The following is a 23,907-nucleotide window of genomic DNA, read 5'->3' on the forward strand; positions in this document are numbered from 1 at the left end:
TGCCAGAGCTAGTTTGGCCTGTTAAACGCTGAGCGCTTGAAGCTTAAGGCTAGAAATAAAGCTAATAAACGCCACGGCCAATAACAAAGGGGCTGGTGGGGCTGTTTTCTTTAGCTGCGGGAATAACCACAACAGAGTCGCTAGCAATAACAAGCTGCTCATTACTACAAAGTGCTTAACTGTATCGGCTTGTTCCAAGAGAGCTTGGTTTAAAACGAGATAAATACACACTGCCACAAGGCTACACATTGCCGCAGCAAGCCCGGCAAACGGCAGTAGCTTATCGAAGCTGGTTAAGCGGTGTTTAGCCTTAACCATTAGCCAGTGAGCAATCGCCGCCGCACAAGCAATAAAGCTAAAGATCCCAATACTATGTTGCAGCAAAACAACCGTAGCGGCTATTAATAGTGGCGTACCCATTAACCACCAAAGGTTAATATTTAGGCTACGTTTGTGTTTAAGCTTGTTGATTTTGAAAGTAAGCACCCAACCGATTAATGCACTGGCGAAGACTAAGCCTACTAACCAAGTCGCTTGTTGGCTTTCAAAGCCACTTAAACCTGCCAAGGTTATAAAGCTAACAAGCGTGCTTAATTGGCGTTGAATTCTGCCTGTTTGCCCGGGGCATAACTCTCCCTTATGTAAAACCAGCATCAATACAAGAAAGGCCAGTGCGGAACAACTAACAAGGCTAACAAACAAGGTGGCATACAAGCTTGGCATTAGGTCTCCGGTAAACAAATATTGGTAACGTATTGGCTAAAAATTTGTTCTATGTGCTGCTCAATACAAGCGAAGCCTGCTACCTGATTATTTCTTAAGTGTTCTAGGGTTTGGCTAGCGTCGAGTTTGCTCATCATTGTTTGGCTGGTGGCTAGGTGGCTCAAGTGCCATGGTTCAAACTCTACGCCGCCCTTAAAGCGCAGATAAGGGTAGAAAAAACCAAAATCTTGAGCATATTCATTTAACCATATCGATAAGGCGTGCTGGCAACCTTGCTCAGCATACTCTTGGGGGATGAGTTCTAAACGAGCTCCTGATGGTAGTAGTTTGGGGTCGTAAAAATCAAAATCGGTACCCCAATGGTGGCGGCTGGTGCCAGGTAAAGCAGACCAACGCAAAATAGCATGCAGCTTGTGCTCATCGCTTAGGTTTGAGATATCCAGTGGGCGACTATTGGCATCAAGAATTGGACGCAGACCATTCCATTTGTTATTCCAGATTGCCAGTTGGCGGTGAAAATCCCGATAACCACTAAAAATGCTTAGGTTAAACCCAGCCTGCGCAGCCGCTTTGATAAGCTTTTTGAGATCAGATAAAACCAGGCGATGAACCCAAGCAAGCTCGGGGTCATCAATTAGTTCGCTCTTGTCTAGCCCATAAAGGGCTAGAGGCTTGGCAAGTTTACTCATTGCCGCCAAGAACGTTTACTAACAGCTCGTAGTACATATCTGCTAACTGTTCTAAATCTGCCACTTTAACGCACTCATTCACTTTATGAATAGTAGCGTTAACTGGGCCAAGCTCGACCACCTGTGTCCCCATTTTTGCAATGAAACGACCGTCAGACGTGCCTCCAGTAGTGAGTAGCTCAGGAGCTTTCTTGGTTACCTTGCTTACCGCGTTGCTCACAGCAGACAAGAAGTCGCCTTCCTCAGTTAAGAATGGTTGGCCATTGTAGGTCCAATCTAATTGGTAATCTAAGCCGTGGCTATCAAAGATATTGTGTACCCGTTTTACAATCTCGCTATCGGTTAGCTCAGTTGAGTAGCGGAAGTTAAACTGAACATCTAACTCACCAGGAATCACATTCGAAGCACCTGTACCAGCGTGAATATTGGCAATTTGAAAGCTTGTTGGTGGGAAGAATTGATTACCGTTATCCCAATGCATTGCCGCAAGTTCTGCAAGAGCTGGTGCTGCATCATGAATAGGGTTTTTAGCTAGGTGGGGGTAAGCCACATGGCCTTGCACACCTTTTACTGTTAAATCTCCAGTTAATGAGCCGCGGCGACCATTTTTAACTACATCACCCACGTGATGAGTAGAGGATGGCTCACCCACCAAGCACATATCAATCAGTTCGTTACGTGCCATTAAGGTATCGACCACGCGGGTTGTACCATTAATAAAAGGACCTTCTTCATCAGAGGTGATTAAGTACGAGATAGAACCTTTGTGATTAGGGTAATCAGCCAAAAATCGCTCAGTAGCTACGACCATGGCAGCTAAAGAGCCTTTCATGTCAGCCGCTCCGCGCCCATGTAGAATGCCATCAATAACAGTGGGCTCAAAGGGTGGGGTATGCCATTTTTCTGCAGGCCCAGGAGGTACTACATCGGTATGTCCAGCAAAACAAAACAGTGGGCCGGTATCACCTTTACGCGCCCACATATTGGTGGTGTCTTCAAATACCATTTCTTCAATGTTAAAACCAACAGCAGTTAGTCGGTCGGCCATTAGTTTTTGGCAATCGCAGTCTTCTGGGGTCACCGACGGACGGCTGATAAGATCTTTTGCTAAGTGTAAAACGGGGCTATCTGACATGGATTTATGCTTCCGGAGAAAAGAGTTGTTGGTATTGGTCGGCTTTAAAACCAAGCGTGAAAGACTGGTCAACTTGAAGTAATGGGCGCTTAATCATTGCTGGGTGCTCGGCCAGCAGTTGAATGGCTGTATCTTTATTTAGGTCAGCTTTTTGTTGGTCGCTTAGCTGGCGATAGGTGGTTCCACGTTTGTTCAAAACGGCTTCCCAACCCAGCTGTTCACACCAATGGCTAATTTGTTCAACACTAACACCATCTTTACGGTAGTCGTGGAAGCTAAATTCAATGTTGTGTTCGTTTAACCAACGGCGGGCTTTTTTAATAGTGTCGCAGTTGGGGATGCCGAACATTACTATGTTTGTTGCAGACATGTATGTTCCCTTTTTTATTTTGGCTAAGAATACCAGAGCTGAAGGCAAAGCTCATCGACCAATTAAGCTGGTAGGGAAATTAGTAGGCTTTGAGTAAATTTAAGGCAAAAAAAACCACGCTAAATAGCCAATGCCGTTCACTTAAGGTGAACGGCATTTTTGTTTCTAGCGTATCGCTGCGGTCTGGGCTTAACGCACCTTGGAAAGGTTCGTTCTCGCCTTGGCGGAAGAATGAGGCTTTCTGCCATCCCATAAAAATGCTTGAGCTGCCGAGGAATTGCCCCTGGGCTGGAATAAGGCAGTCCTACCAATAACCTCATGACATGCGCTAACGCGCCATTAAAACTCAGCTGGTAAGGTAAGTAGCTCCCTTTCAACACAAAGCACATTTCAACCATTTGATACCGTATCAAATTATAGCTCAGCAAAATGCCCCATAGCTCTTGGCGCACCAGCTCCGGTTTACGGCTTCTGAGTGTCAAACGCCTTCCCAACATAAACTGTTTTTGCTCTCGGTATCCCAGTTCGATTTCCCAACGGTGTCCATACAATGAACCAATATCTGCTGCGGGAAAGCGCATCGGGTCAATCATGGAGGTGAGTACCTCAAATGTCTTGCCATTGATTTTGCGGGTCACGAGACGAGCAGTCATCGTTTCGGATAGTTCTGGCCATAACTTACGCGCTCTAGGATTACTAGTAAGGGTGACAAGTTTATCGTTACGCCCAAAGCTTCTCAGCACGGTATATTGAGTGTTTTTCTTTAATGGCAGAAGCCAGTGGCGCTCTGTACCTGCACTCTGCCAAGCATGCAGTAACCCCATCGAATAAAAGCCACGGTCGAACATCGTTAGGCTATGGTCTGGCGTATCTTTAATCAGCTTTTCGGCTAACACCATTTCGTTGACGTTGTAGTCGTCGAAAGCACTGGCGGTGATGAGATGTGTGCTTAACTCCATCTGACACACCATGCGCACTTGTGGGTATTGTGTGCCTTTAGGTCGAGAAAATGCATCGCTGTTCTCTTTAGAATCATCAGTACGCCAAGTGACACCATCAACACCGAGTAATGTTAAACCATTCCAGTGAGCGAAGTTGGCTTGTTGGCACCAGCGCTTTGACATGAGTTGAAAGACATCGTGTATCGCTTGTTCGCCTAGCTGTTTACGCCGTTGCGTGAGTGCACTTGGCGCAACGAAAGGCTTACCTTCACGGTCAACAATATCGAGCTGATTCACGATATTGGCTATCGATTTGTCATTATAAAGCGCCATTCCAACAAGCAACCAGACCAGTGACTCAAGCGACAGCTTGCGTTTTCTCAGCGTAACCGTATCGGACAAAGCATAGGCATCATTGATGAGCTCAAGGGGTAACAAATCAGCCAGTGTTTCAATTTGATTGGGCTTCCAGTCATTGATGATGTTGAGTGCTTGTGAGACGTCCATAAACGAAAAAATCCGATGCCATTAATGACATCGGATTTTGCTATACCTAGAAAGATCGTCAATGGATCTGTCTTAACTGATCGGCATTAACGCTAAATAGCGTGGTTTAATCACTAAGGCAAAAGCCCAATTTATTTAATAATGGTTAGTACCGGTGTTTCGCTAATGGTTACGGAGCCAGATTTTTTAATTAGCTCTTTAATCTCGTCCATGTTAGAGATAACCACGGGCGTTAGCGTAGATTTTGCTTTTTCTTCTAGCACGGCTAGATCAAACTCAATAATCACATCGCCTTGTTTCACTTCTTGGCCTTCAGCCGCGATACGCGTGAAACCTTCACCTTTGAGCTCAACGGTATCAATACCGAAGTGAACAAACAGTTCTACGCCGTCGGTTGACTCTAATGAAAACGCGTGGTTAGTTTCAAAAATCTTACCAATGGTACCGTCACATGGCGCTACCATTTTATTACCGCTTGGCTTAATCGCGATACCATCGCCCACGATTTTTTCAGCAAATACTACATCAGGCACTTCTTCAATAGGAACGATTTCACCTGATAGTGGGGCGATAATATCGATCCCGCCTTTGCTTGAACTATCATCTGAAACCATTTTCTTGAATTTGTCGAATAGACCCATTGTGGCGCTCCTAAATTCTTATGTATTGTGCAGTTGTAACTATCTTAACAGACCGAATTTTGTTTAACAAAAGTGTCAACTAACGTTTCAATTTCAGCGGCTGTAGGCAACGCTAAAGCTTGATCGGCTAATTTCTTAACATCAGCATAGTTCGAATTACGGATCAGTTTTTTGATCCTTGGTATAGAAATGGCACTCATCGAAAATTCATCTAAACCCATTCCCATCAATAATAGGGTGGCAGTTTCATCGCCAGCTAGCTCACCACACATGCCTGTCCACTTACCTTCAGCATGTGATGCATCAATCACTTGCTTGATTAAAGTAAGAACTGCTGGCGACAGTGGGTTATAGAGTGAAGAAATAAGCTCGTTGCCACGATCTACTGCTAAAGTGTACTGAGTTAAGTCGTTGGTTCCAATACTAAAGAAGTCTACTTCTTTAATTAAATGGTGAGCAATAGCCGCCGCCGCTGGTGTTTCAACCATTACGCCAACTTCAACTTCTTCATCAAAAGCAATGCCTTCGGCACGTAACTCGGCTTTTAGTGTATCTAGTACACCGTTTAACTGGCGAATTTCTTCAACCGAAATAATCATCGGGAACATGATACGTACTTTACCAAAAGCAGAAGCACGTAATAGCGCACGAAGTTGAGTATTCATGATTTCTTCACGGTCGAAGAAGATTCGAATCGCACGCCAACCCAAGAATGGGTTCATCTCTTTTGGCAAATCTAAGTAAGGTAAGTCTTTATCGCCACCAATATCCATAGTACGGATAATCACTGGGTGGCCTTGCATCGCTTCTACTACAGCTTTGTAAGCTTCGAACTGCTCGTCTTCGCTAGGTAGCGAGTCACGATCCATGAACAAAAACTCGGTACGGTATAAACCAACACCTTCTGAGCCGTTGCGGTGAGCACCGTCTACATCTTTAATGGTGCCAATGTTGGCACATACTTCAATTTGATGGCCATCTAAAGAAACCGCAGGTAGGTCTTTTAACTTGGCTAGTTCAGCTTTCTCATCAATGTAGCTTTGTTGGCGCTGTTTATAGGTGGCAAGTTGCTCATCGCTTGGGTTGATAACAACTTCATTGTTTAGTGCATCCAACGCAATAATATCGCCATTTTTAACCTGTTGGGTAACGTCGTTGGTACCCACAACAGCTGGTAGCTCTAAAGAGCGAGCCATAATAGAAGTGTGAGAAGTTCGACCGCCGATATCAGTAACAAAACCTAGTACTTTATCTAAGTTAATTTGAGCTGTTTCTGAAGGGGTTAAATCGTTGGCGACTAAAATTACTTCTTCAGTAATGGTACTTAAAGAAACAATCTCTACGCCTAGAATGTTTTTAACTAAACGAGAACCTATGTCGCGAAAGTCTGTTGCGCGTTCCTTTAGGTAAGGGTCGTCTAACTCGGCTAGCATCTGCGCGTTTTGCTCGATAATGGTATGAGCTGCATTGTCGGCGCTAAGCAAGTTATCTTTGATGCAGGCTAGAATTTCCTCTTCAAGCTCTTCATCTTCTAACAGCATGATATGTCCTTCGAAGATAGCTTCTTTCTCTTCACCAAAGGTTTTACCTGCCATTATTTTAATTTCTTCGAGCTGTGCAGAAGTTTTATTACGTCCATCGAAAAAGCGTTGTATTTCGCTTTCTACCTGCGCTGCGTCGATATTTGTTTGGTTAATCACCACTTCTTGTTCCGCAAGTAGCAGTGCTTTACCAATTGAAATTCCTGGAGATGCCAGAATACCTGAAATCATAACCTACACCTATTTAGTTGAACTGATTAACGGACTTATAACAATTCTGACTTATTCAAGTTCATCCATTAACGCAACTAGTTTTTCTACAGCGGCTGTTTCGTCTTCGCCTTCAGCGCGAATTACCACACTAGTGCCTTTAGTTAAGCCAAGAGTTTGTAGTTTAAAAAGGCTTTTGGCACTGGCAGACTTGCCATTGCTCTCAACAGTGATATCGCTAGAAAATGCTTTAGCTTCTTTTACAAATTGTGCCGCAGGGCGAGTATGAAGACCATTTTCGGCGGTGATAACAACACTTTTCTCAAACATACAATCATTCCTCAAATAAAATTATGTCGCCTCTAGCTCGATATAAGCTTAGACGCTTATTAGTAAAACGTTTTCGAGAAAAAAATAACGCAAAAACCTCGAGTAAAGTTTAATCTACGTCAATTTTTCTTATTTGGCTGTACAGTGTTACTTTAAATTACATAAGTGTTTTGTTCTTAAGTGTATGTAATTTAATGAATAATACTAATTTATCGATGTAAACAATGTATCTAGTTTGATACCTTTTGTTACAAAGGGATACATTGTTGAGCGTATTATTTAGCGGTTTTGAGTATAGTTTTTGCAGTTTTGTTGCACAAGTCTTAATGGTTAATTTTCTATGAAAATAAAGTCTGTGTCGCAAAAAAAAAGCAACCTATGCAGGTTGCTTTGTTGTTGCTTAGTTTTATTTGCCTATTGAACGTTTTCTTGTTCAGTAAAAATGTTGGCAAATAAAGCACTCGATAAGTAACGTTCACCTGAACTTGGCAAGATAACGACAATCGTTTTATCTGCAAATTCTGGCTTTTCAGCGATACGATTAGCAGCTACAACAGCGGCGCCTGAAGAGATACCCGCTAAAATACCTTCTTCTTCCATTAAGCGTTGAGCCATCGCTATTGCGTCTTCGTTGGTTACTTGCTCAACCGCGTCAACCATTTCTAAATCTAGGTTGCCAGGGATGAAGCCTGCACCAATACCTTGGATTTTGTGTGGACCAGGCGTTAGGTCTTCACCCGCTTTAGCTTGCGCAATAACTGGAGAGTCAACTGGCTCTACTGCAACAGAAGTGATGCTTTTGCCTTGTTCCAGTTTAATGTAACGGCTAACACCTGTAATTGTGCCACCGGTACCCACACCTGCTACAAACACATCAATTTCACCGTCTGTATCTTCCCAAATCTCTGGGCCAGTTGTTTTCTCGTGAATTTCTGGGTTAGCTGGGTTATCAAATTGACCTAGTAATACGTATTTCTCTGGGTTGCCATCACGAATTTCTTCAGCCTTACCGATAGCGCCTTTCATGCCTTTAGCGCCTTCAGTTAGTACTAAGTTAGCCCCCAATGCTTTAAGCAATTTCCGACGCTCTAAGCTCATGGTGTTTGGCATGGTAAGGGTGATTGGGTAACCGCGAGATGCTGCAACAAATGCTAAAGCAATACCGGTATTACCACTGGTAGGTTCAATGATTTCTTTACCTGGACCCAATAAGCCTTTCTTTTCTGCATCCCATACTAAGTTTGCACCAATACGACATTTAACACTGAAGCTTGGGTTACGGCTTTCTACTTTAGCGAGTACGTTACCTTTGCTTACGCGGTTAAGGCGAACTAGCGGAGTGCGACCGATAGTCAGGGAATTATCTTCGTAAATCTTACTCATTGAAACGTCCTTTTTAAGGTTAATAGGCTTGCTACAATCAGTGGTTATCGGCACTTAGCAGCATTACTGTGTTACTAGCATAACGCGCTATTTGGGAAGGGGAAGTAACGTTTATTTATAACGTTATGTAATTAAGAGATAAATTGATATGCCATAAAGCTAGGATTTGTAGAAGACTCGTGAATAAACGCAGTCATAGCTGGCTCTGGGTCTATTATTGAAGCTTTAAGCATTGTTCGTTTTATGCTGCGATTGGACTAGGTGATGAGGCAACCTCAAGTAATCAGTGCCCAAATTGCGAGCTGCTTAACTATTATCTTTATCCCATTATTATGTTTAATAGTTAATATACAGCGGTCTGGTATAACTTAACATCGAAGCCCAATTGCGTTTAACAGCTATAAGGATGAGAGATACAAATGGAAAAAGTTGCGCGTTTGGCGAGTAAACACTGGTTAATGGCCATGGTGTTGTTCTCTATTTATGGCGTTCAAGTTTGCCCCTTTTTGGAAGCGCAAACGCCACTTCAACTATTACTCCCTATCATTATTAGCTTTCTTGTCACCTTGTTGGCGAGGCGCTTTGCCTGTTTGGCAATAGAAAAGAAGTCAAAGGAACAACAAGTAAGAGCTCAGTTCATTCTCGATTTTTCACTGTTTTTAATCATGGCATTAAGCATCGTTAGTTATAACTTAATGATGTTTGAGCCGCCTTGGGAGTCAAACTTAAAGGTTATCTTGGGGTTGGCTGCTTTGGGTTTTTATGTAGCGGCAGATTTAGCCTTGTTTAAGGAGTGGCAAATTGCTCAAGACTTAGAGAGTGCTGGCCAACACTTACAGATTAAGCCGCAACCATATTCTGTGAGTCAAAAATTTTCAGCCTTCGCCGCGGCCAGCGCTTTTGTGTTAGCTGGTGTTATTTTTTTGGTGATTAATAAGGATTTAGACTGGTTAGTAAATGTTGGTTCAGACCTCTACCCGATAGATGTGGCTCAGCGTTATATTGTTATTGAACTCAGCTTTGTATTGCTGGTAGTACTGGCTTACGTGCTGCGGGTAATAAGCAGTTACTCACGCAACCTAAAGCGTTTGTTAGAAAATGAAAATCATAGCTTGGCTAAGGTACAAGCTGGCCAATTAGATACTCAGGTCACCATTAGTAGTAGTGATGAATTTGGCTTGATAGCCCAGCGCACCAATTCAATGATTGCTAGTTTGCAACGCAGTACTTTGTCGCTTCAGCAAACACGAGATATTGCCATTCACAGTTTGGCGACACTAGCAGAAACCCGTGACAATGAAACCGGTGCGCATATTCTACGCACGCAGTACTACGTTAAAGCCTTGGCAGAGGCGCTGCAAAATGAGCAAGGTTTTAGTAATTTATTAAGTCCTCAGATTATTGATTTAATCTATAAGTCAGCCCCCTTACATGACATAGGTAAAGTGGGGATCCCCGACGCTATTTTGCTTAAACCCGGTCAACTTGATGATGAACAGTGGCAGATTATGCGCCAGCATCCTGAAATAGGAGCCAATGCTTTAGCCGAAGCTGAACGCCAGTTTGGCAGTGAGGATGCGGCCTTCCTGCAATACGCTAAAGAAATCGCTTTATCTCATCACGAGAAATGGGATGGAAGTGGTTACCCCGAAGGGTTAGCTGGAAGTGATATTCCCTTAAGTGCCCGCTTAATGGCCTTGGCAGATGTTTATGATGCGCTTATTTCTAAGCGGGTATATAAACCTGCTTTTTCTCACGACAAAGCTAAACAGATTATTTTAGAAGGGAAGGGCTCGCATTTTGACCCCGCTGTGGTAGAGGCATTTTGCCGGTGTGAGCAGCAATTTGTCGATATTGCTGCTCAATATAGTGATAAACCAGAGTTCGCTGCTTAGTTGCTGTAAACTACAATGGATACGCGGTAGCGATCTCTTTTCGGGCTTCGCTCTACAGTGTAAACCGAGTAATAGCTAGCATTTTGAGTACTCGCCCATTCCACAGCATCTTTTTCGGCTAAATCTAGGTCTAAGTTGCTCAAAAAGGTTTTTTGCGCCACTTTGGTTAAATTCATTTCTTGGGCTTCGCTGTAATTTATTTTTTGCAGCGAATTGGCTGCTGCCACCACAGACCCCGCGCCCAGCAAGCTGGCACTTAATACTAAGCTAAATAATAGATATTTGGTTTTCATTATGGCTTTTCCTCTATCAATTTGCTTCGATAACTATCGACCCAAATCGCTGTAGCACCACACACCGCTACCGGCATAATAATTAAGTTTAATAGGGGTACGGTGCTAAAAAATAAAACGATCGCCCCAAAGCCACTATTACGAATACGATCTTGTTTGAGTTGGTCGCGCATAGTGGTAAATGGAATACGGTGATTATCAAAGGGGTAGTCAATGTACTGAATGCACATCATCCAAGCGCAGAATAAAAACCACAGTACAGGTGCAATAGTTTGGCCAATAGCTGGGATTAAAAACAGCAGTAATAATCCCAGAGCTTTGGGCAGCCAATACCATAATTTTTGTAACTCTCGAGAGAAGATGCGAGGCAAATCTTTAATCAGATCAACCACCGACATGTCGTCGATTTTTTTGCCGCTAAGGTGCATTTCTACTTTTTCAGCTAATAAGCCATTAAAAGGCGCTGCAATCCAATTTCCAATAATGCTAAAGGTAAAACCAAACACCATCAGAATAGCGATTATCGCCGTTGGCCAAATTAACCAGCTTAGCCAATCTAGCCAGCTTGGCAGATAATCAATAATTTGTTGAACCCAAGTGCCTAACTGTTGGTATAAAAAGAAGAATGCCGCACCAAATAACAAGATGTTAGCGATTAGAGGAATCATCACAAAAAGCCGAAGACCAGGTTGAGTAATTAAGCTAAAACCCTGGGCGATGTAAGAAATTCCGCTGCGAGAAGCAAGCGAATGCTGCGTCATTGTTGTGATCCCTCGTTTGTTTATGGACTCATATATTACAAAGCGTTGATAGCTCTGGTAAAGTCTTGCTTAACAATAGCAACAAATTAAGCAAAATCATTTATGCGCTTGAAACAAATCCGCCTCGCCGGGTTTAAATCTTTCGTTGACCGAACCACCATCCCTTTTCCCACCGATATGACAGCCATAGTAGGGCCAAACGGCTGTGGCAAGTCAAACGTGATCGACGCTGTTCGCTGGGTATTAGGTGAGAGCAATGCCCGCCATTTGCGCGGTGGCTCTATGACCGATGTTATTTTTAATGGTTCAACCAAGCGCGCCGCTGTATCTAAAGCCATGGTGGAATTGATTTTCGATAACCAGCAAGGGCGAATTGGCGGAGAGTTTGCTAGTTACGCTGAGATTGCCGTTCGCCGAGAGGTCACTCGAGATGGTCAAAACAACTATCTGCTAAATGGTGCTAAATGCCGTAAACGTGATATTACCGATTTGTTTTTAGGAACTGGTCTTGGTCCGCGCAGTTACGCGATTATTGAACAGGGCATGATTAGCCGTTTAATCGAGTCGAAGCCACAAGAGCTGCGGGTGTTTATCGAAGAAGCCGCTGGCGTGTCTAAGTATAAAGAACGCCGACGCGAAACGGAGTTGCGCATTAAACACACCGATGAAAATATTCTGCGTCTGCGAGATATCGAATCAGAGCTTGCGCAACAAGTCAGTAAGCTTAAAACCCAAGCGCAAGCGGCGAAACGTTATCGCCAGTATCGAGAACGTCATCGTGAACTAAAAGCGCTTATTTGCCTTCAAGAGTTGCGCCAGTTAGACGCGAGCATTGATAAAGGCAATCAGGGGAATGATCAGGCCGAACAGCAACAAAGGCACGAAGAACACCTGATAACTCAAACGGAAAACCAGCTTAGCTTGCTTAACCATCAAATTGCAGAGCAGCAAGAACAGATTCAAAATCTGCAGCAGCAAAGTTACCAACTTAAAACTGAGTTGGCGAAACTTGAGCAGCAACAATTACATACCAAGCAACAACAAAGTCAGTCGCAACAAAGTCGCGACCGCAACTTAACTCAGCAAGCTGACATTAAGGCAAGCTTAGAGGTGCTCAGTGAGCAGTTAGCGCTGGAACAAGAAGCCATCGCAGAACTAGAGTTGCAACAAGAAATGCAGCAGCAAGTGTTGTTAGAGTTAGAACCACAGCTGGAAGATGCCGAGCAACAGCATGCCGATGCCCTAGCTGAGAGTAATGCCTTTTTAGCTGCGAGCCAACAGGCGCGTCATGCTGTGCAGCAGTGCGAAGCCCAATTGCGCCATTGTGAGCAAATGCAGCAGCGCCATAAGCAGCAGATTGCTCAATTAGAGCAAAGCTTAAGTCATACCGCCGATGGTGATGAAGCAGCCCTGCAGCGTTTAACTCAGCAGCTCGACGAAAGCGAACCCAAGCAACAAGGTCTTGAGATGCAGTTGGCACAGGCCGAGGACTCTAAGCAGCACTTAGCCGACAATCTAACGGCCTGCCAACAACAATTGCAACAAACACAATTACAGCAAACTGCTGAAGAAACCCGCCTGCAGGGTGTAGATAAATTGCTTGGGCAAGTTGAGCAGACTGCTCAGCAGCCACTGCTTGACGTTCTGGGTGTGAAGGAAGGTTGGGAGTTGGCTGCAGATGTGGTTTTAGGTACATGGCTACAAGCGGAGTGGTGTGAGCAACTAGACGCCCAGTTTCCCTTAGCATTAAGCGCAGTGGCTCCTGCGGTAAGTCATCAGCTCGCCCCTCAGTTAACAGCGTTGAGCAGCTTAGCCGAGCAATTAGAGAATGTTGAGCTTGGATACTTATGCGGTCAAGTGCTAGTGGTCGATAATCTTGAGCAAGCGATAAGCTTGCGAGAGCATCTAAGTCATGAACAATCATTGATAACTGCCAAAGGCGAGTGGGTAGGGAAATACTGGCAGCAGTTGAGCCCACCTAACTACCAACATTCTTTGTTAAGTCTGCAACAAGAGCGCCAGCAGCTACATGAGTTATTGGCTCAGTTGGAGGAAAACGCTACTCAGCTAAAGCTTGAGCAGCAAGACCTGCAGCAGCAATTTCAGCAACAGACTGAACAGATAAAAGGCCTAAGTCAAAACTTAGTGACTGTGAAAGCCGAGATTGCCGACTGGCGCAGCCGCTTAGCCTTATTAGAGCAACAGCAAGCCTTTGCCAAGCAACAAGCCGAGCAAATACAGCAGCAAATCGCCGAACTGCAGATTACGCTGGAGCAAGATCAAGAATCGCAGTTATTGCTTGAAGAACAGCTTGAGCAGCATCAGGCTGAATTAAACCAGCAAAGCGAAAAGCAAAAATACTTGCAACAACAAACTGCACTGGCGACAGATGCTTTAAAGCAGCAACGCTTGAGTTTGCAGCAACAGCAGCAGGCTAGTCATCAGCAGCAATTGTTATTGCAGCAACAGCAAGCAAAATACCAAGCCCAACTGCAGCAGCAAAGCTATCAGCAGCAAAAGTTGGCCGAGCTTGAACAGCAGTTACAGGCGCAGCCCGAAGAGCATGATGAGCAACTAGCTCTGCTTGGTGAGCAAATTGAACAGCTGCTAGAGCAACACTTGGAATTGGAAGAGCTGCAAGCAGGCGCTAGCGAAGCGCACCACCAAAGTGTTGAACAACAGCAAGCTTTGGCTCAGCAGCTAAAAGGTGCACAGCTACGTTTAAAAGAACTGATTGAGCAAGGTACGCAACAACGAATTGAGCAGCAAAGTTTGTTAGCGCGTCGAACCGTACTGTTAGAGCAACTAGCGGAGCAAGGTGAAAACTTAAAACACCTTGAGTTATCGTTGCCAGAAGCCAGCTTAGAAGACGACTATGCCAGTGAACTAAGTCAGGTAGATGCACGCTTGAAGCGATTAGGCGCGGTGAACTTAGCAGCGGAAGAAGAATTTGAACAGCAGAATGCACGTTATCAAGAGCTAAGCACGCAACTTACTGATTTAGAAGCCGCCATTGAAGTGCTGCAAACGGCAATCGCCAAAATAGACCGTCAAACTCGCTCTAAATTTAGTGAAACTTTTGCTAAAGTAGATGCAGACTTACAGCAGCTTTTCCCCAAGGTTTTTGGCGGGGGTAAGGCTTGGCTTGAACTGTCTTCCGACGACTTGCTCGAAACTGGCGTAACCATAATGGCGCGACCTCCGGGTAAAAAGAATGCTAGCATTAGTTTATTGTCGGGCGGAGAAAAAGCGCTGACGGCCTTGGCCTTGGTTTTTGCCATATTTCGCTTAAATCCTGCGCCATTCTGTATGCTTGATGAGGTAGATGCACCACTAGATGAAGTAAATGTGGGACGTTTTGCCGATTTAGTGCATAGTATGTCTGATACGGTTCAATTTATATTTATCAGTCACAATAAAGTGACAATGGAAAAGGCCTCGCAACTTGCCGGGGTAACAATGCAGGAGCCAGGCGTATCGCGCTTGGTAGCAGTGGATATCGCAGAAGCGATAGCCATGGTGGAATAATAGCTTTAGAGAACAGTTAAATGCAGGAATTACGCATCGTACTTATCGTTGTTGGGATCATTTTAATTATTGCTTTGCTCGCTCATGGTTTTTGGAGTAGCCGCAAACAACGACCTGAAAAACTGGTTAGTCCCAAACAATCTTTAGGGGCTCAAGAATCTTCAGCAACACGTGACGACCAAGGTTTTGATGACCTAGGAGTAGGGCAAGCTCGGGTTATTGGTGACCCTATTGAAGATGCGATTAATCAGCAAGAAATTGCTTCGGTAGAGAAGCCTGTAGTTAAGTCTGCAGACCTTGAATCCACTCCAGAGTTTGCAGCTGAATTAAGTTCGCCAGCGCAGCGTAAAGAGCCCGAGTTTAGCTTTTCTGCGGTAGACGAAGCACCGAGCATAGCCGACAACCAAGGTTTAACAGGTTTAAACACTCAACCTGAGAACGAGCCAAGTAATGTTCAGCCACAAGTCAGCCCTACGCCTAGCGAACCAGAGTTCGCCTTTGATATGGACGAAGTCAAAGAAGAGCTGCTTGAGCCAGAAATCGAACAACCCCAAGAGCCGGTTAACGATCCTAATGCACCCGATGACGTGTTTATCTTAAATGTTATGGCTCAGAGTGGCCGTTACTTAAAAGGTGCTGCGCTGTTAGCAAGCATAGACAAAATTGGTTTGCGCCATGGTGACATGGATATTTTTCATCGTCACTTAGATAACAGCGGCACTGGTCCGGTGATATTTAGTTTGGCTAATATGGTTAACCCTGGCACTTTTGATATTGATGCCATGGACCAACTGGAAACCCGGGGCGTGAGCATTTTCATGACAGTGCCATGTAAGGGCGAACCGACTAAAAACTTTGCCTTAATGTATAACGCAGCAATGACCTTGGCTAAAGATTTGGACGCGATTATGTTGGATGATCAGCGTAACCCTTTGACCAAGCAAACCGTTAATCACTATGAGCAACGGGTGCGTGAATACGAGCGTAAGCAACTGCTCGTAAACTAATAAATTATGTGTACTTTTAAGCCTTTCCAATACATGTATTTGGGAAGGCTTTTTTATTTGAAAGGTCTCTCATGGACAAGCCAGAACAACAAATTGAGCAGCTAAGAACTCAACTCGAGCAATATAACTATCAGTATTACGTATTGGATGAGCCTTCGGTTCCTGATGCTGAATATGACCGCTTATTTCGAGAATTGCAGAGCTTAGAAAAGCTTCATCCAGAACTGCTACGCAGCGACTCGCCTACCCAGCGTGTTAGCGGAACGCCACTATCAGCCTTTGATCAAATTCAGCACGAAATGCCGATGTTGTCCTTAGACAACGTATTCAGTGAGGAAGAGTTAAGTGCCTTTAATAAACGTTTGCAAGAGCGACTGGTAACTGCTGATGCAATTACCTATTGCGTCGAGCCCAAGCTTGATGGCTTAGCCGTGAGTATATTGTATGTTGATGGTGTGCTGCAGCAAGCTGCAACGCGTGGAGATGGCAGCACCGGTGAAAATGTTACCGAGAATGTGAAAACCATTCGCTCTATTCCTCTGCGTTTACGGGGTAATAATTGGCCCGCAAGATTAGAGGTGCGCGGCGAAATATTCATGCCTAAGGCGGGTTTTGAAAAGCTTAACCAACAAGCAATCGAAAAGGGTGAAAAAGGCTTTGCCAACCCACGCAATGCAGCAGCAGGAAGTTTACGACAGTTAGACTCGCAAATCACCGCCACGCGTCCTTTGGCATTTTATGCCTACTCCTTGGGCGTGGTGAGTGAAAGCTTAAGTCAAAGTCATTTTCAGAATTTACAAAGCTTAAAAAATTATGGTTTACCGGTGTGTCCTGAAGTTCGCACTGTTAGCGGCAGTGAGGCGTGTTTTGCCTATTACCAAGAGATTGGGGAGCGCCGCAATAGCCTCGCCTATGAAATTGATGGCGTTGTATACAAAGTCGATAGTTTGGAACTGCAACAACAATTGGGTTTTGTTGCGCGAGCACCTCGCTGGGCAACTGCCCATAAATATCCGGCCCAAGAAGAAATCACCATATTGCGAGATGTTGAATTTCAGGTTGGGCGAACCGGAGCGATAACTCCCGTGGCTCGTTTAGAGCCGGTTTTTGTTGGTGGTGTTACGGTGAGTAATGCCACCTTGCATAACGCTGATGAAATTGAGCGTTTAGCGGTGCGTATTGGTGATAGCGTGATTGTACGCAGAGCTGGTGATGTGATTCCGCAGGTAGCTGGAGTTATCCTTGAGCGTCGCCCGGAAGATGCAAAAGAGATAGTTTTTCCCGAAAGCTGCCCGGTGTGTGATAGCGCCATCGAGCGCATCCAAGGTGAAGCAGTTGCACGTTGCGTTGCAGGCCTGCGTTGTGGTGCGCAGCGTAAAGAAGCACTAAAACACTTTGTTGCCCGTAAAGCTTTAGATATAGACGGTATTGGGGACAAGTTGGTAGAGCAGTTAGTCGAAGCTGAGTTACTGCAAACCCCCTTAGATTTGTTTCACCTTGCGCAGCAACGTGACGCCTTGTTGAGCTTAGAGCGCATGGGCGAGAAGTCTGTCGATAAGTTGCTTACAGGTATTGAAGCAGCACGAGAGACCACTTTGGCGCGCTTCATTTATTCCTTAGGGATCCGTGAGGTAGGTGAAGCCACTGCTGGCAACCTTGCTCAACATTTTAAAAGCTTACCCGCAATAGCCGGTGCTAGCCTTGAACAACTGCAAGATGTGCCCGATGTAGGTGAAATTGTTGCTAAGCATCTGCGTTTCTTCTTCACGCAAGAGCAAAATGCTGAACTCGTGAATGCGCTGGCTGAACAACTCAGTTGGCCTGCGATAGAAGATAAGGCAGAAGAAGACTTGGCCATGAACGGTAAGGTAATTGTACTTACTGGCACCTTAAGCCAACTTGGCAGAAGCGAAGCTAAACAAGCGCTGCAAGCCTTAGGCGCTAAAGTAACCGGCAGTGTTTCAAAGAAAACCGACATTGTGATTGCCGGTGATGCGGCAGGTTCTAAGCTGACTAAAGCCCAAGATTTAGGCATTGAAGTATGGAATGAACAACAATTAGTTGATTTGCTGCAAAGCTAAGTGAAACTCTCTCATTATCACTACTATAAAGGCCCGCTAGTTTGCTAGCGGGCCTTTTTGTTGAATAGTCATTAGCAGTCGCTTTGAACGCTTGGCTTAAATGGCCTGTTATTTGTCGATTCAGCTACGCTTGATTAACCACCGCCAATACAGTGATCCCTATGAGTCAATTCGATTCTTTGCTTCCACCCCTAATGGCTGAACGTGCTGTCGACGTTGGAGTAAGTAAAGCCACCAAAGATCCGCTTAAAGTACTTTTACTCGCCCTTACTGCTAGCGCACATATCGGCATAGCCTTTGTTTTTATACCACCGTAACCACTGGTGCGGGAGATTTTCCTTGGGGTTTTATTCGTTCAATCGGCGGCTTGGCATTTAGCTTGGGCCTGATTTTTGAGATTATTACCGGTGGTAAATTGTTTACTAGCTCTGTATTGACGCTGGTGGCAAGAGCCAGCGGTAAAATCTCATGGAAAAGCTTATGTGTTAACTGGTCATTTGTTTACTTTGGTAATTTGGCAGGTGCTTTTGTCCTAGTCTCGCTAATGCTAATGCTAATGACCAAGTAATATACCTTTGCCGAAGGGGAGGTTGGTATCAATACCATGCGTATTGCCCAGCACAAGCTGCACAATGATTTTTTTCAAGCGGTAGCCTTGGGCGTTCTGTGTAATGTTTTAGTATGTATTGCGGTATGGATGACGTTTAGCGCCCGCAGTTTAACTGACTAGGTAATAGTGATGATTCTGCCGGTAGCAATGTTTGTCTCGGCGGGCTACGAGCACTGTATTGCCAATATGTTCCAAGTACCTATGGCCATTGGCATTAAAAATCTTGTAGGCCGCGAGTTTTGACAAGCTATTGGTTTAAGCCCTGCTGACTTTGCCGATCTCACTTTTGGCAACTTCTTCATCAATAATTTGTTTCAGGTCACTTTAGGTAACACCATTGTTGGAGGGGTATTTGTGGGGCTAGGCTATTGGCTTATTTACCTAAGAAAGCCCGATTAACCGCGTTTGTTGCATCGTTTGGGTGCGATTGTTGATCACTTAACTAAGCCTGCGGCTAGCCAGTGTTTACTGCGCTTAACTTAGCCGTAGCTTGGTTTTGCTGAGCATCGTGGTAAGAAAATAGGGCAAATAGTGATTCCTCTGAATTATTACCTCTTTTGGTGTATATTTTGCTTCGTTAATTCTTGAGTTTAGTTGTACTTGGTGATTTAGGTTATTTATGTCGGTTCTTTCTCCAAATAGTGTTTTTACTTCGCTTCAGCAGGATGGTCCCTTTGCGGTAAGCCGTGATGCCTTTGTAGCTCACCCATTTTCTACTGGTGTTCGCAGCTGGGTAAAACGCTTGCAGCAAGATAGTAATAATGTGTCTAAATACCGGGCGCTGCGAAGTCAGATATTTGAGTTCTTGGGCATCGACAGCTTTTCACAAATTCAGAGCTTGATTGACGACGTAAGCTTGCGTAAACAACGCAGCGAACGAGCCTTGTCTTTATTGGGCAATATGTTTGGTATTGATGGCAACTTAAACGAAATTGAGAGCCGGATTGATGAATATGCGCGTACTGCAGATGCGGTTATTCACTCAATTAAGGGGAAAATCCTTTCTCCTTATGCTTCGCATATTGAAAATACCAACGAAATTGAGGTTACCAATAATCCGGTGGAGTTATTGCTGATTATGTTCAATGATGACTACCACAAAAAAGCTCGCTTTGAAGCGCGACGTAAACTTATTTTAATGACCCTGGCTGGCAGCATCGAGCAGCGTGAGCGAGAAACTGAAATCGAAAACAAGTTTTCAGCGTTTCTTGAGTTTTTGAATGGCTATGTGTGGAGTAAAGAGCTCAAGATTGGGGAGCTAGACCCGGTTTATTTACACTCAAAACACCTTAACGACGATTACGCTTGTAGCGAGGTGAAAGTATTAAATCCTCAGCAAGCTAAGCTTATTCAACGTGGCGATCGCGAAAAACTCACCTTGTTAAAGCGCCGAAGTTTTACTGTTGGCGAGCGTAAAGTTCCAATCTACGTTTCTATTCGTAAAAAGCCGCCAGAAGCAAAAGTATTAAAGTTATTACGCAAAAACCAGAAGAATCCCGCGGTGGCCGTAGATGACGAGCTTGGCTTAATGGCGGTTCTCGATTCGGTTAGCGATATTAAGGCCTTTCAAAAGCACCTCACGCGCAGCGCTTCTAGCGCAAACTCCTTAATGGTGCTAGAAGACATTTCCGATACCTTAACCGATAGATCTGAGTATCGCGGCAGGGCAGTGGGCTCTAGTGAAAAAACCCCTATGATGAAGTTTTTTGCGCGTTTAGGCGGAATGCGGGTGGAGTTTATTATTCATACCAACCGGACTTGGCTCAATTATATGTATCAACAAGATGTTGCTCACAATGAGTATGAAGTAAAACGAATGTTCGATACTGGGGTCATTGAGCTGCTATTCCCGATGGATATTTTCCATTTGAATCACCGTAAAACCCGTGATGAAATGATTCAATTTTTTAGGAAACAAATAGAGGCCTGACAATTTCTAAGTTTCTCTCTACAATAGCCCCTAACCTGAGTAATGAGCTTAACGTTTTAAGTTATATTTATTGATTGTTAGGGAGTTGGTTTGTTATTTAACTCGGAAGCTTTTTTATTTGCATTTTTACCCTTTACATTAGTCGCTTTTTTTTTAGTGTCTAAGTATTTAGGTTATTCTTTTGCTAAATGTTGGTTGATTGTCGCTTCTCTTTTTTTCTATGGTTTTTGGAATCCTAGCTACCTTGCTCTAATTGTTTCTTCTGTTGTTTTTAATTTTTACTTATCTCGATGCATCTTGGTATCTAGCGGATGGATTAGAAAGCTTTGGGTAAGTATAGGTGTTGTCTCCAATTTGCTCGTTTTGTCCTATTTTAAATATATGGATTTCATCATTATAAATATTAATGATGTTTTTGGTCTGGATTTCAATCTTATGAATGTTGTCCTACCATTGGCTATCAGTTTTTTTACTTTTCAGCAAATAAGCTTTTTATTGGACAGCTTTTCAGAAAAGGTTAGTGAGCAATCTTTTCTTAATTATGTGCTCTATGTTACGTTTTTCCCTCAGCTTATCGCTGGTCCAATTGTTCATCACAGTGAAATGATGCCTCAGTTTTCTCAGCATTTTCGAAGAAAAGTAAACTGGAAAAACATCAATATAGGATTGTTACTTTTTTCTATAGGGCTGTTTAAAAAAGTCGTCTTGGCTGATACATTTTCAGTGTGGGCTGATACCGGTTTTGCTCAACCAGAAACACTGAAAATGATCAGTGCGTGGCAATCTAGCTTAAGCTATACACTGCAGCTCTATTTTGATTTTTCAGGTTATGCAGATATGGCTATTGGCATCGCCTTAATGTTTAATATACAACTACCGTTAAACTTTAATTCTCCATATAAATCACTGACAATAAAGGATTTTTGGCGGAGATGGCATATGACACTGTCTCGCTGGTTAAAAGATTACCTCTATATTCCCCTTGGGGGGAACCGTAATGGAAGGGCGCTAGCGATTCGAAATGTTATTATTACATTTCTCTTGGGCGGATTGTGGCATGGAGCTGCATGGACGTTTGTAGTTTGGGGGGGGCTGCATGGTGTTGCTTTAGCCATTCATCGGATGTGGGAAAGTACAGCGATTCAGATGCCAAAGCTATTCGCCTGGGTATTAACATTTATTTTTATTAACGTTACTTGGGTTTTCTTTAGAGCCAGTGATTTAACAGATGCGTGGTTAGTATTAAAAGCAATGTTTAATGTTAATCAACTAGGGAGTGATGTTGAGTTTATTCGATCTGGCCTTTCTCTATCAGGATCTTTATTGATACTTCCAGCTGGCATTCAATCGATATGGATTTCAATTTGTATTTTTTGGGGAATGCTTATTGTTGTCAAGTCACCAAATGCTATCGAGGTTGCCAAAAGTTATGAAATAAATGGTGAAAATAAAAAACGGTATTTGGGTGTTTTAACTACTTTTTTGTTAATTGTGTCTGTTTTGACTATATTTTCTGGCCAACAGAGTAGTTTCCTCTACTTTGATTTTTAATGATATGAATGAATTAAAAAGATTTAAATTGACTTTAAGTGTTTTTCTATTTTTGTTGTTGATTCCTCCTTTGATGGGGATAGCTTGGTTTTATTATGTGGAAGGGTTTACATCTTACGAGTCACTTAAAAAAGCCACGCGAAATCGAGTTAATGCATTTGGGTTTGCTTGGCTAAAACCTAGTATAAACCGTTTTTTTTACAGGTATCATATTAGCGCTGATCCAGACTCTGTGATCATGGGAACAGAAGCCCCTTGGATGTATTTAGGCGATAATACCAATCAAGTTTATAGCGCAACAGTAAATGGTTCTTTTCTTCAGGAGAATGATGTTGCAAGTTGGTCTGCAAGCGTAAAAGCAATACAAACACTGGTAGAGAGCTACAACAGCCAGTTTCTCCTTATTCTTGTGCCTAATAAACATACTATCTATCCTGAGTATCTAGGGAATTACGTTAAAGGTAATTATGCGACGCAACAGCTCATCGAAGCAGCGGTAGATTCTGATGTCCACCTTTTAGATTTACGCCAGTTTATGAAGGATGAAAAAAGTACAGAGTATTGGCTTTATCAAAAAACTGATAGTCACTGGACAAACTATGGTGCTTGGATCGCTTTTAAACACTCCATGGATGAAATGGACGAACACGTAAGTAGCTCAGGCGATTGGGTAAACCAGTCAGTTAACGGAGGGGATCTTAGTAAACTATTAGGCCTTGACCCTTCGTTAATTGAAGATGAAAACTATAACAACGCGGCGATGGACGACCTCGATTCCGTGTGCATAGAGTTAAATTGGGAGTCTTCATCAGATAGCCGTTGTGAGGAGGGAGAAAAGGTTGTGAGCATTCATCACCACAATTATAAATACTCTACTGGAATCGCTCATGCCAAAAGTGCAATCGTATTAGCTGATTCGTTCTTTGAAAAACAGCAAAATTTATGGGCTCATCATTTTAGTCCATTATATGTTGGCCATTACCATAATAGTGACTTATCTAGATTAGAGAATGAGCTTGAGAGTCTGTCCCCAGACTGGGTGGTTCTTCAAGTTATTGAAAGGCAGCTGCTCGATTTAACCAAGTATTGAGTAGCTTATTTGATGTCGAATTATGTATATTTATAGTTATTTAGAAAGTAAGTTAGTGAAATTGAGGTCTAAAAAACTACTGTGAGTTTAATTGTACAAAGATAACAACATGCTGGCTTGCAATGGTGTAATGGTGACGCTACAGTAGCTTTAGAATTTGTTGAGTGGTTAAGTACCATTGAGTTATGTGCGTTTTGGGGTAGTTGTTTGCGTGGTGTTAGCGTTTGTTCTTAGTAGCATTAGTACTAGCTTGCTTGTTAGCCCACAAGTAATCGATTCAACTGATCACCAAGTTATGCAAGACTGCCATGTTTATGCTGGCTATTCCCCTGCAAACAAGACTACTGAGTACAACCCTATTCAGGCAGTTTTTGGTGGGGTGAGTTGTTGTACCGTAAGCTGCATGGCTCCGCCGCTGATGAATCTGCTCGAATTCAATATTGCTGAATCCCCCAGCAGCCTTTTAGCTTTTTCCTCTACCCGCAGTATTGCCCTATTTAATACTGCTGAGCCTCTTTATCGCCCTCCTATTGGTTAAGTTCCTTAAGTTTAACAACTGGTCAAGAATAATAGAATTGAATAAACAGGCTGTATTTCAGGTGTGTTTTTACACGGCTACTATCTTGAATCCTAGTTATTAAGGCGCTACCTCTTTTCTGTTTGGTAGCGAAAAAAATTAGGTCTTAGTGTG

At 43.5% G+C, this 23,907-nt stretch carries 20 protein-coding genes and 1 pseudogene; 10 read left to right on the top strand and 11 right to left on the bottom strand.

Annotated features, from left to right (window positions below; all coding sequences use genetic code 11):
- Nucleotides 1-21 precede the first annotated feature (21 nt).
- From K5L93_RS15940 to cysK, 9 genes are all read right to left on the bottom strand, one after another.
- On the bottom strand, nt 22-723 hold the full coding sequence (locus K5L93_RS15940; RefSeq protein ID WP_220720719.1) for an HI_1241 family integral membrane domain: 702 nt from the start codon (nt 721-723) through the stop codon (nt 22-24).
- Complete coding sequence (locus K5L93_RS15945) at nt 723-1,412, bottom strand: M15 family metallopeptidase (RefSeq protein ID WP_220720720.1); 690 nt, start codon at nt 1,410-1,412, stop codon at nt 723-725. The genes K5L93_RS15940 and K5L93_RS15945 overlap by 1 nt, the downstream gene beginning before the upstream one ends.
- Entirely contained in the window at nt 1,405-2,547 is a 1,143-nt protein-coding gene (gene dapE / locus K5L93_RS15950; RefSeq protein WP_220720721.1) for a succinyl-diaminopimelate desuccinylase, read from the bottom strand. The genes K5L93_RS15945 and dapE overlap by 8 nt, the downstream gene beginning before the upstream one ends.
- 4 nt (nt 2,548-2,551) lie before the next feature.
- Nucleotides 2,552-2,917, bottom strand: coding sequence for an ArsC family reductase (locus tag K5L93_RS15955; protein WP_152779656.1), 366 nt, complete (start codon nt 2,915-2,917; stop codon nt 2,552-2,554).
- Nucleotides 2,918-3,054: 137 nt separating this feature from the next.
- Nucleotides 3,055-4,365, bottom strand: coding sequence for an IS4 family transposase (locus K5L93_RS15960; RefSeq protein WP_220718387.1), 1,311 nt, complete (start codon nt 4,363-4,365; stop codon nt 3,055-3,057).
- A gap of 131 nt (nt 4,366-4,496) precedes the next feature.
- The gene (gene crr / locus K5L93_RS15965) at nt 4,497-5,006 is read right to left on the bottom strand and encodes a PTS glucose transporter subunit IIA (protein ID WP_220720722.1); all 510 of its coding nucleotides are present in this window, start codon (nt 5,004-5,006) and stop codon (nt 4,497-4,499) included.
- Between the two features lie 44 nt (nt 5,007-5,050).
- On the bottom strand, nt 5,051-6,778 hold the full coding sequence (ptsI, locus tag K5L93_RS15970) for a phosphoenolpyruvate-protein phosphotransferase PtsI (protein ID WP_220720723.1): 1,728 nt from the start codon (nt 6,776-6,778) through the stop codon (nt 5,051-5,053).
- A 51-nt stretch (nt 6,779-6,829) separates the two neighbouring features.
- Nucleotides 6,830-7,087 (bottom strand): HPr family phosphocarrier protein, encoded by a 258-nt coding sequence (locus tag K5L93_RS15975; protein ID WP_016403637.1) that lies wholly within the window; start codon nt 7,085-7,087, stop codon nt 6,830-6,832.
- 414 nt (nt 7,088-7,501) lie between these two features.
- Nucleotides 7,502-8,470, bottom strand: coding sequence for a cysteine synthase A (gene cysK, locus K5L93_RS15980; protein ID WP_016403636.1), 969 nt, complete (start codon nt 8,468-8,470; stop codon nt 7,502-7,504).
- A gap of 419 nt (nt 8,471-8,889) precedes the next feature.
- On the opposite strand from cysK, the gene K5L93_RS15985 reads away from it, so the two are divergent.
- On the top strand, nt 8,890-10,365 hold the full coding sequence (locus K5L93_RS15985; RefSeq protein ID WP_220720724.1) for an HD-GYP domain-containing protein: 1,476 nt from the start codon (nt 8,890-8,892) through the stop codon (nt 10,363-10,365).
- On the opposite strand, the gene K5L93_RS15990 is transcribed toward K5L93_RS15985, so the two are convergent.
- On the bottom strand, nt 10,362-10,658 hold the full coding sequence (locus K5L93_RS15990) for a hypothetical protein (RefSeq protein WP_220720725.1): 297 nt from the start codon (nt 10,656-10,658) through the stop codon (nt 10,362-10,364). The two genes, K5L93_RS15985 and K5L93_RS15990, sit on opposite strands and share 4 nt — an antisense overlap.
- Nucleotides 10,658-11,419, bottom strand: coding sequence for a sulfate transporter CysZ (cysZ, locus tag K5L93_RS15995; protein ID WP_220720726.1), 762 nt, complete (start codon nt 11,417-11,419; stop codon nt 10,658-10,660). The genes K5L93_RS15990 and cysZ overlap by 1 nt, the downstream gene beginning before the upstream one ends.
- Nucleotides 11,420-11,521: 102 nt before the next feature.
- On the opposite strand from cysZ, the gene smc reads away from it, so the two are divergent.
- The 9 genes and pseudogenes from smc (at nt 11,522) to K5L93_RS16035 (ending at nt 23,754) form a co-directional block, all read left to right on the top strand.
- The gene (gene smc, locus K5L93_RS16000; protein ID WP_220720727.1) at nt 11,522-14,947 is read left to right on the top strand and encodes a chromosome segregation protein SMC; all 3,426 of its coding nucleotides are present in this window, start codon (nt 11,522-11,524) and stop codon (nt 14,945-14,947) included.
- A 20-nt stretch (nt 14,948-14,967) separates the two neighbouring features.
- Nucleotides 14,968-15,954 carry a cell division protein ZipA gene (gene zipA, locus K5L93_RS16005; protein ID WP_220720728.1) on the top strand — a complete coding sequence of 329 codons (987 nt, stop codon included), beginning with the start codon at nt 14,968-14,970 and terminating at the stop codon, nt 15,952-15,954.
- A 71-nt stretch (nt 15,955-16,025) separates the two neighbouring features.
- Nucleotides 16,026-18,035, top strand: a complete 2,010-nt coding sequence (gene ligA, locus K5L93_RS16010) for an NAD-dependent DNA ligase LigA (protein ID WP_220720729.1) — start codon at nt 16,026-16,028, stop codon at nt 18,033-18,035.
- 161 nt (nt 18,036-18,196) lie between these two features.
- The gene (locus tag K5L93_RS20110; RefSeq protein ID WP_246615070.1) at nt 18,197-18,352 is read left to right on the top strand and encodes a hypothetical protein; all 156 of its coding nucleotides are present in this window, start codon (nt 18,197-18,199) and stop codon (nt 18,350-18,352) included.
- Nucleotides 18,353-18,384: 32 nt separating this feature from the next.
- Nucleotides 18,385-18,888: pseudogene (locus K5L93_RS20115) on the top strand (formate/nitrite transporter family protein).
- Between the two features lie 376 nt (nt 18,889-19,264).
- Entirely contained in the window at nt 19,265-20,575 is a 1,311-nt protein-coding gene (locus K5L93_RS16020; protein WP_220720730.1) for a hypothetical protein, read from the top strand.
- A gap of 90 nt (nt 20,576-20,665) precedes the next feature.
- Nucleotides 20,666-22,126 (top strand): MBOAT family O-acyltransferase, encoded by a 1,461-nt coding sequence (locus tag K5L93_RS16025; RefSeq protein ID WP_220720731.1) that lies wholly within the window; start codon nt 20,666-20,668, stop codon nt 22,124-22,126.
- A gap of 4 nt (nt 22,127-22,130) precedes the next feature.
- Entirely contained in the window at nt 22,131-23,216 is a 1,086-nt protein-coding gene (locus tag K5L93_RS16030; protein WP_220720732.1) for an alginate O-acetyltransferase AlgX-related protein, read from the top strand.
- Between the two features lie 178 nt (nt 23,217-23,394).
- Nucleotides 23,395-23,754: a hypothetical protein gene (locus K5L93_RS16035; protein WP_220720733.1), complete on the top strand. Its 360-nt coding sequence runs from the start codon at nt 23,395-23,397 to the stop codon at nt 23,752-23,754.
- Nucleotides 23,755-23,907 lie beyond the last annotated feature (153 nt).

Origin of the sequence: Agarivorans litoreus (assembly GCF_019649015.1) — a bacterium.
Classification (GTDB): domain Bacteria; phylum Pseudomonadota; class Gammaproteobacteria; order Enterobacterales; family Celerinatantimonadaceae; genus Agarivorans; species Agarivorans litoreus.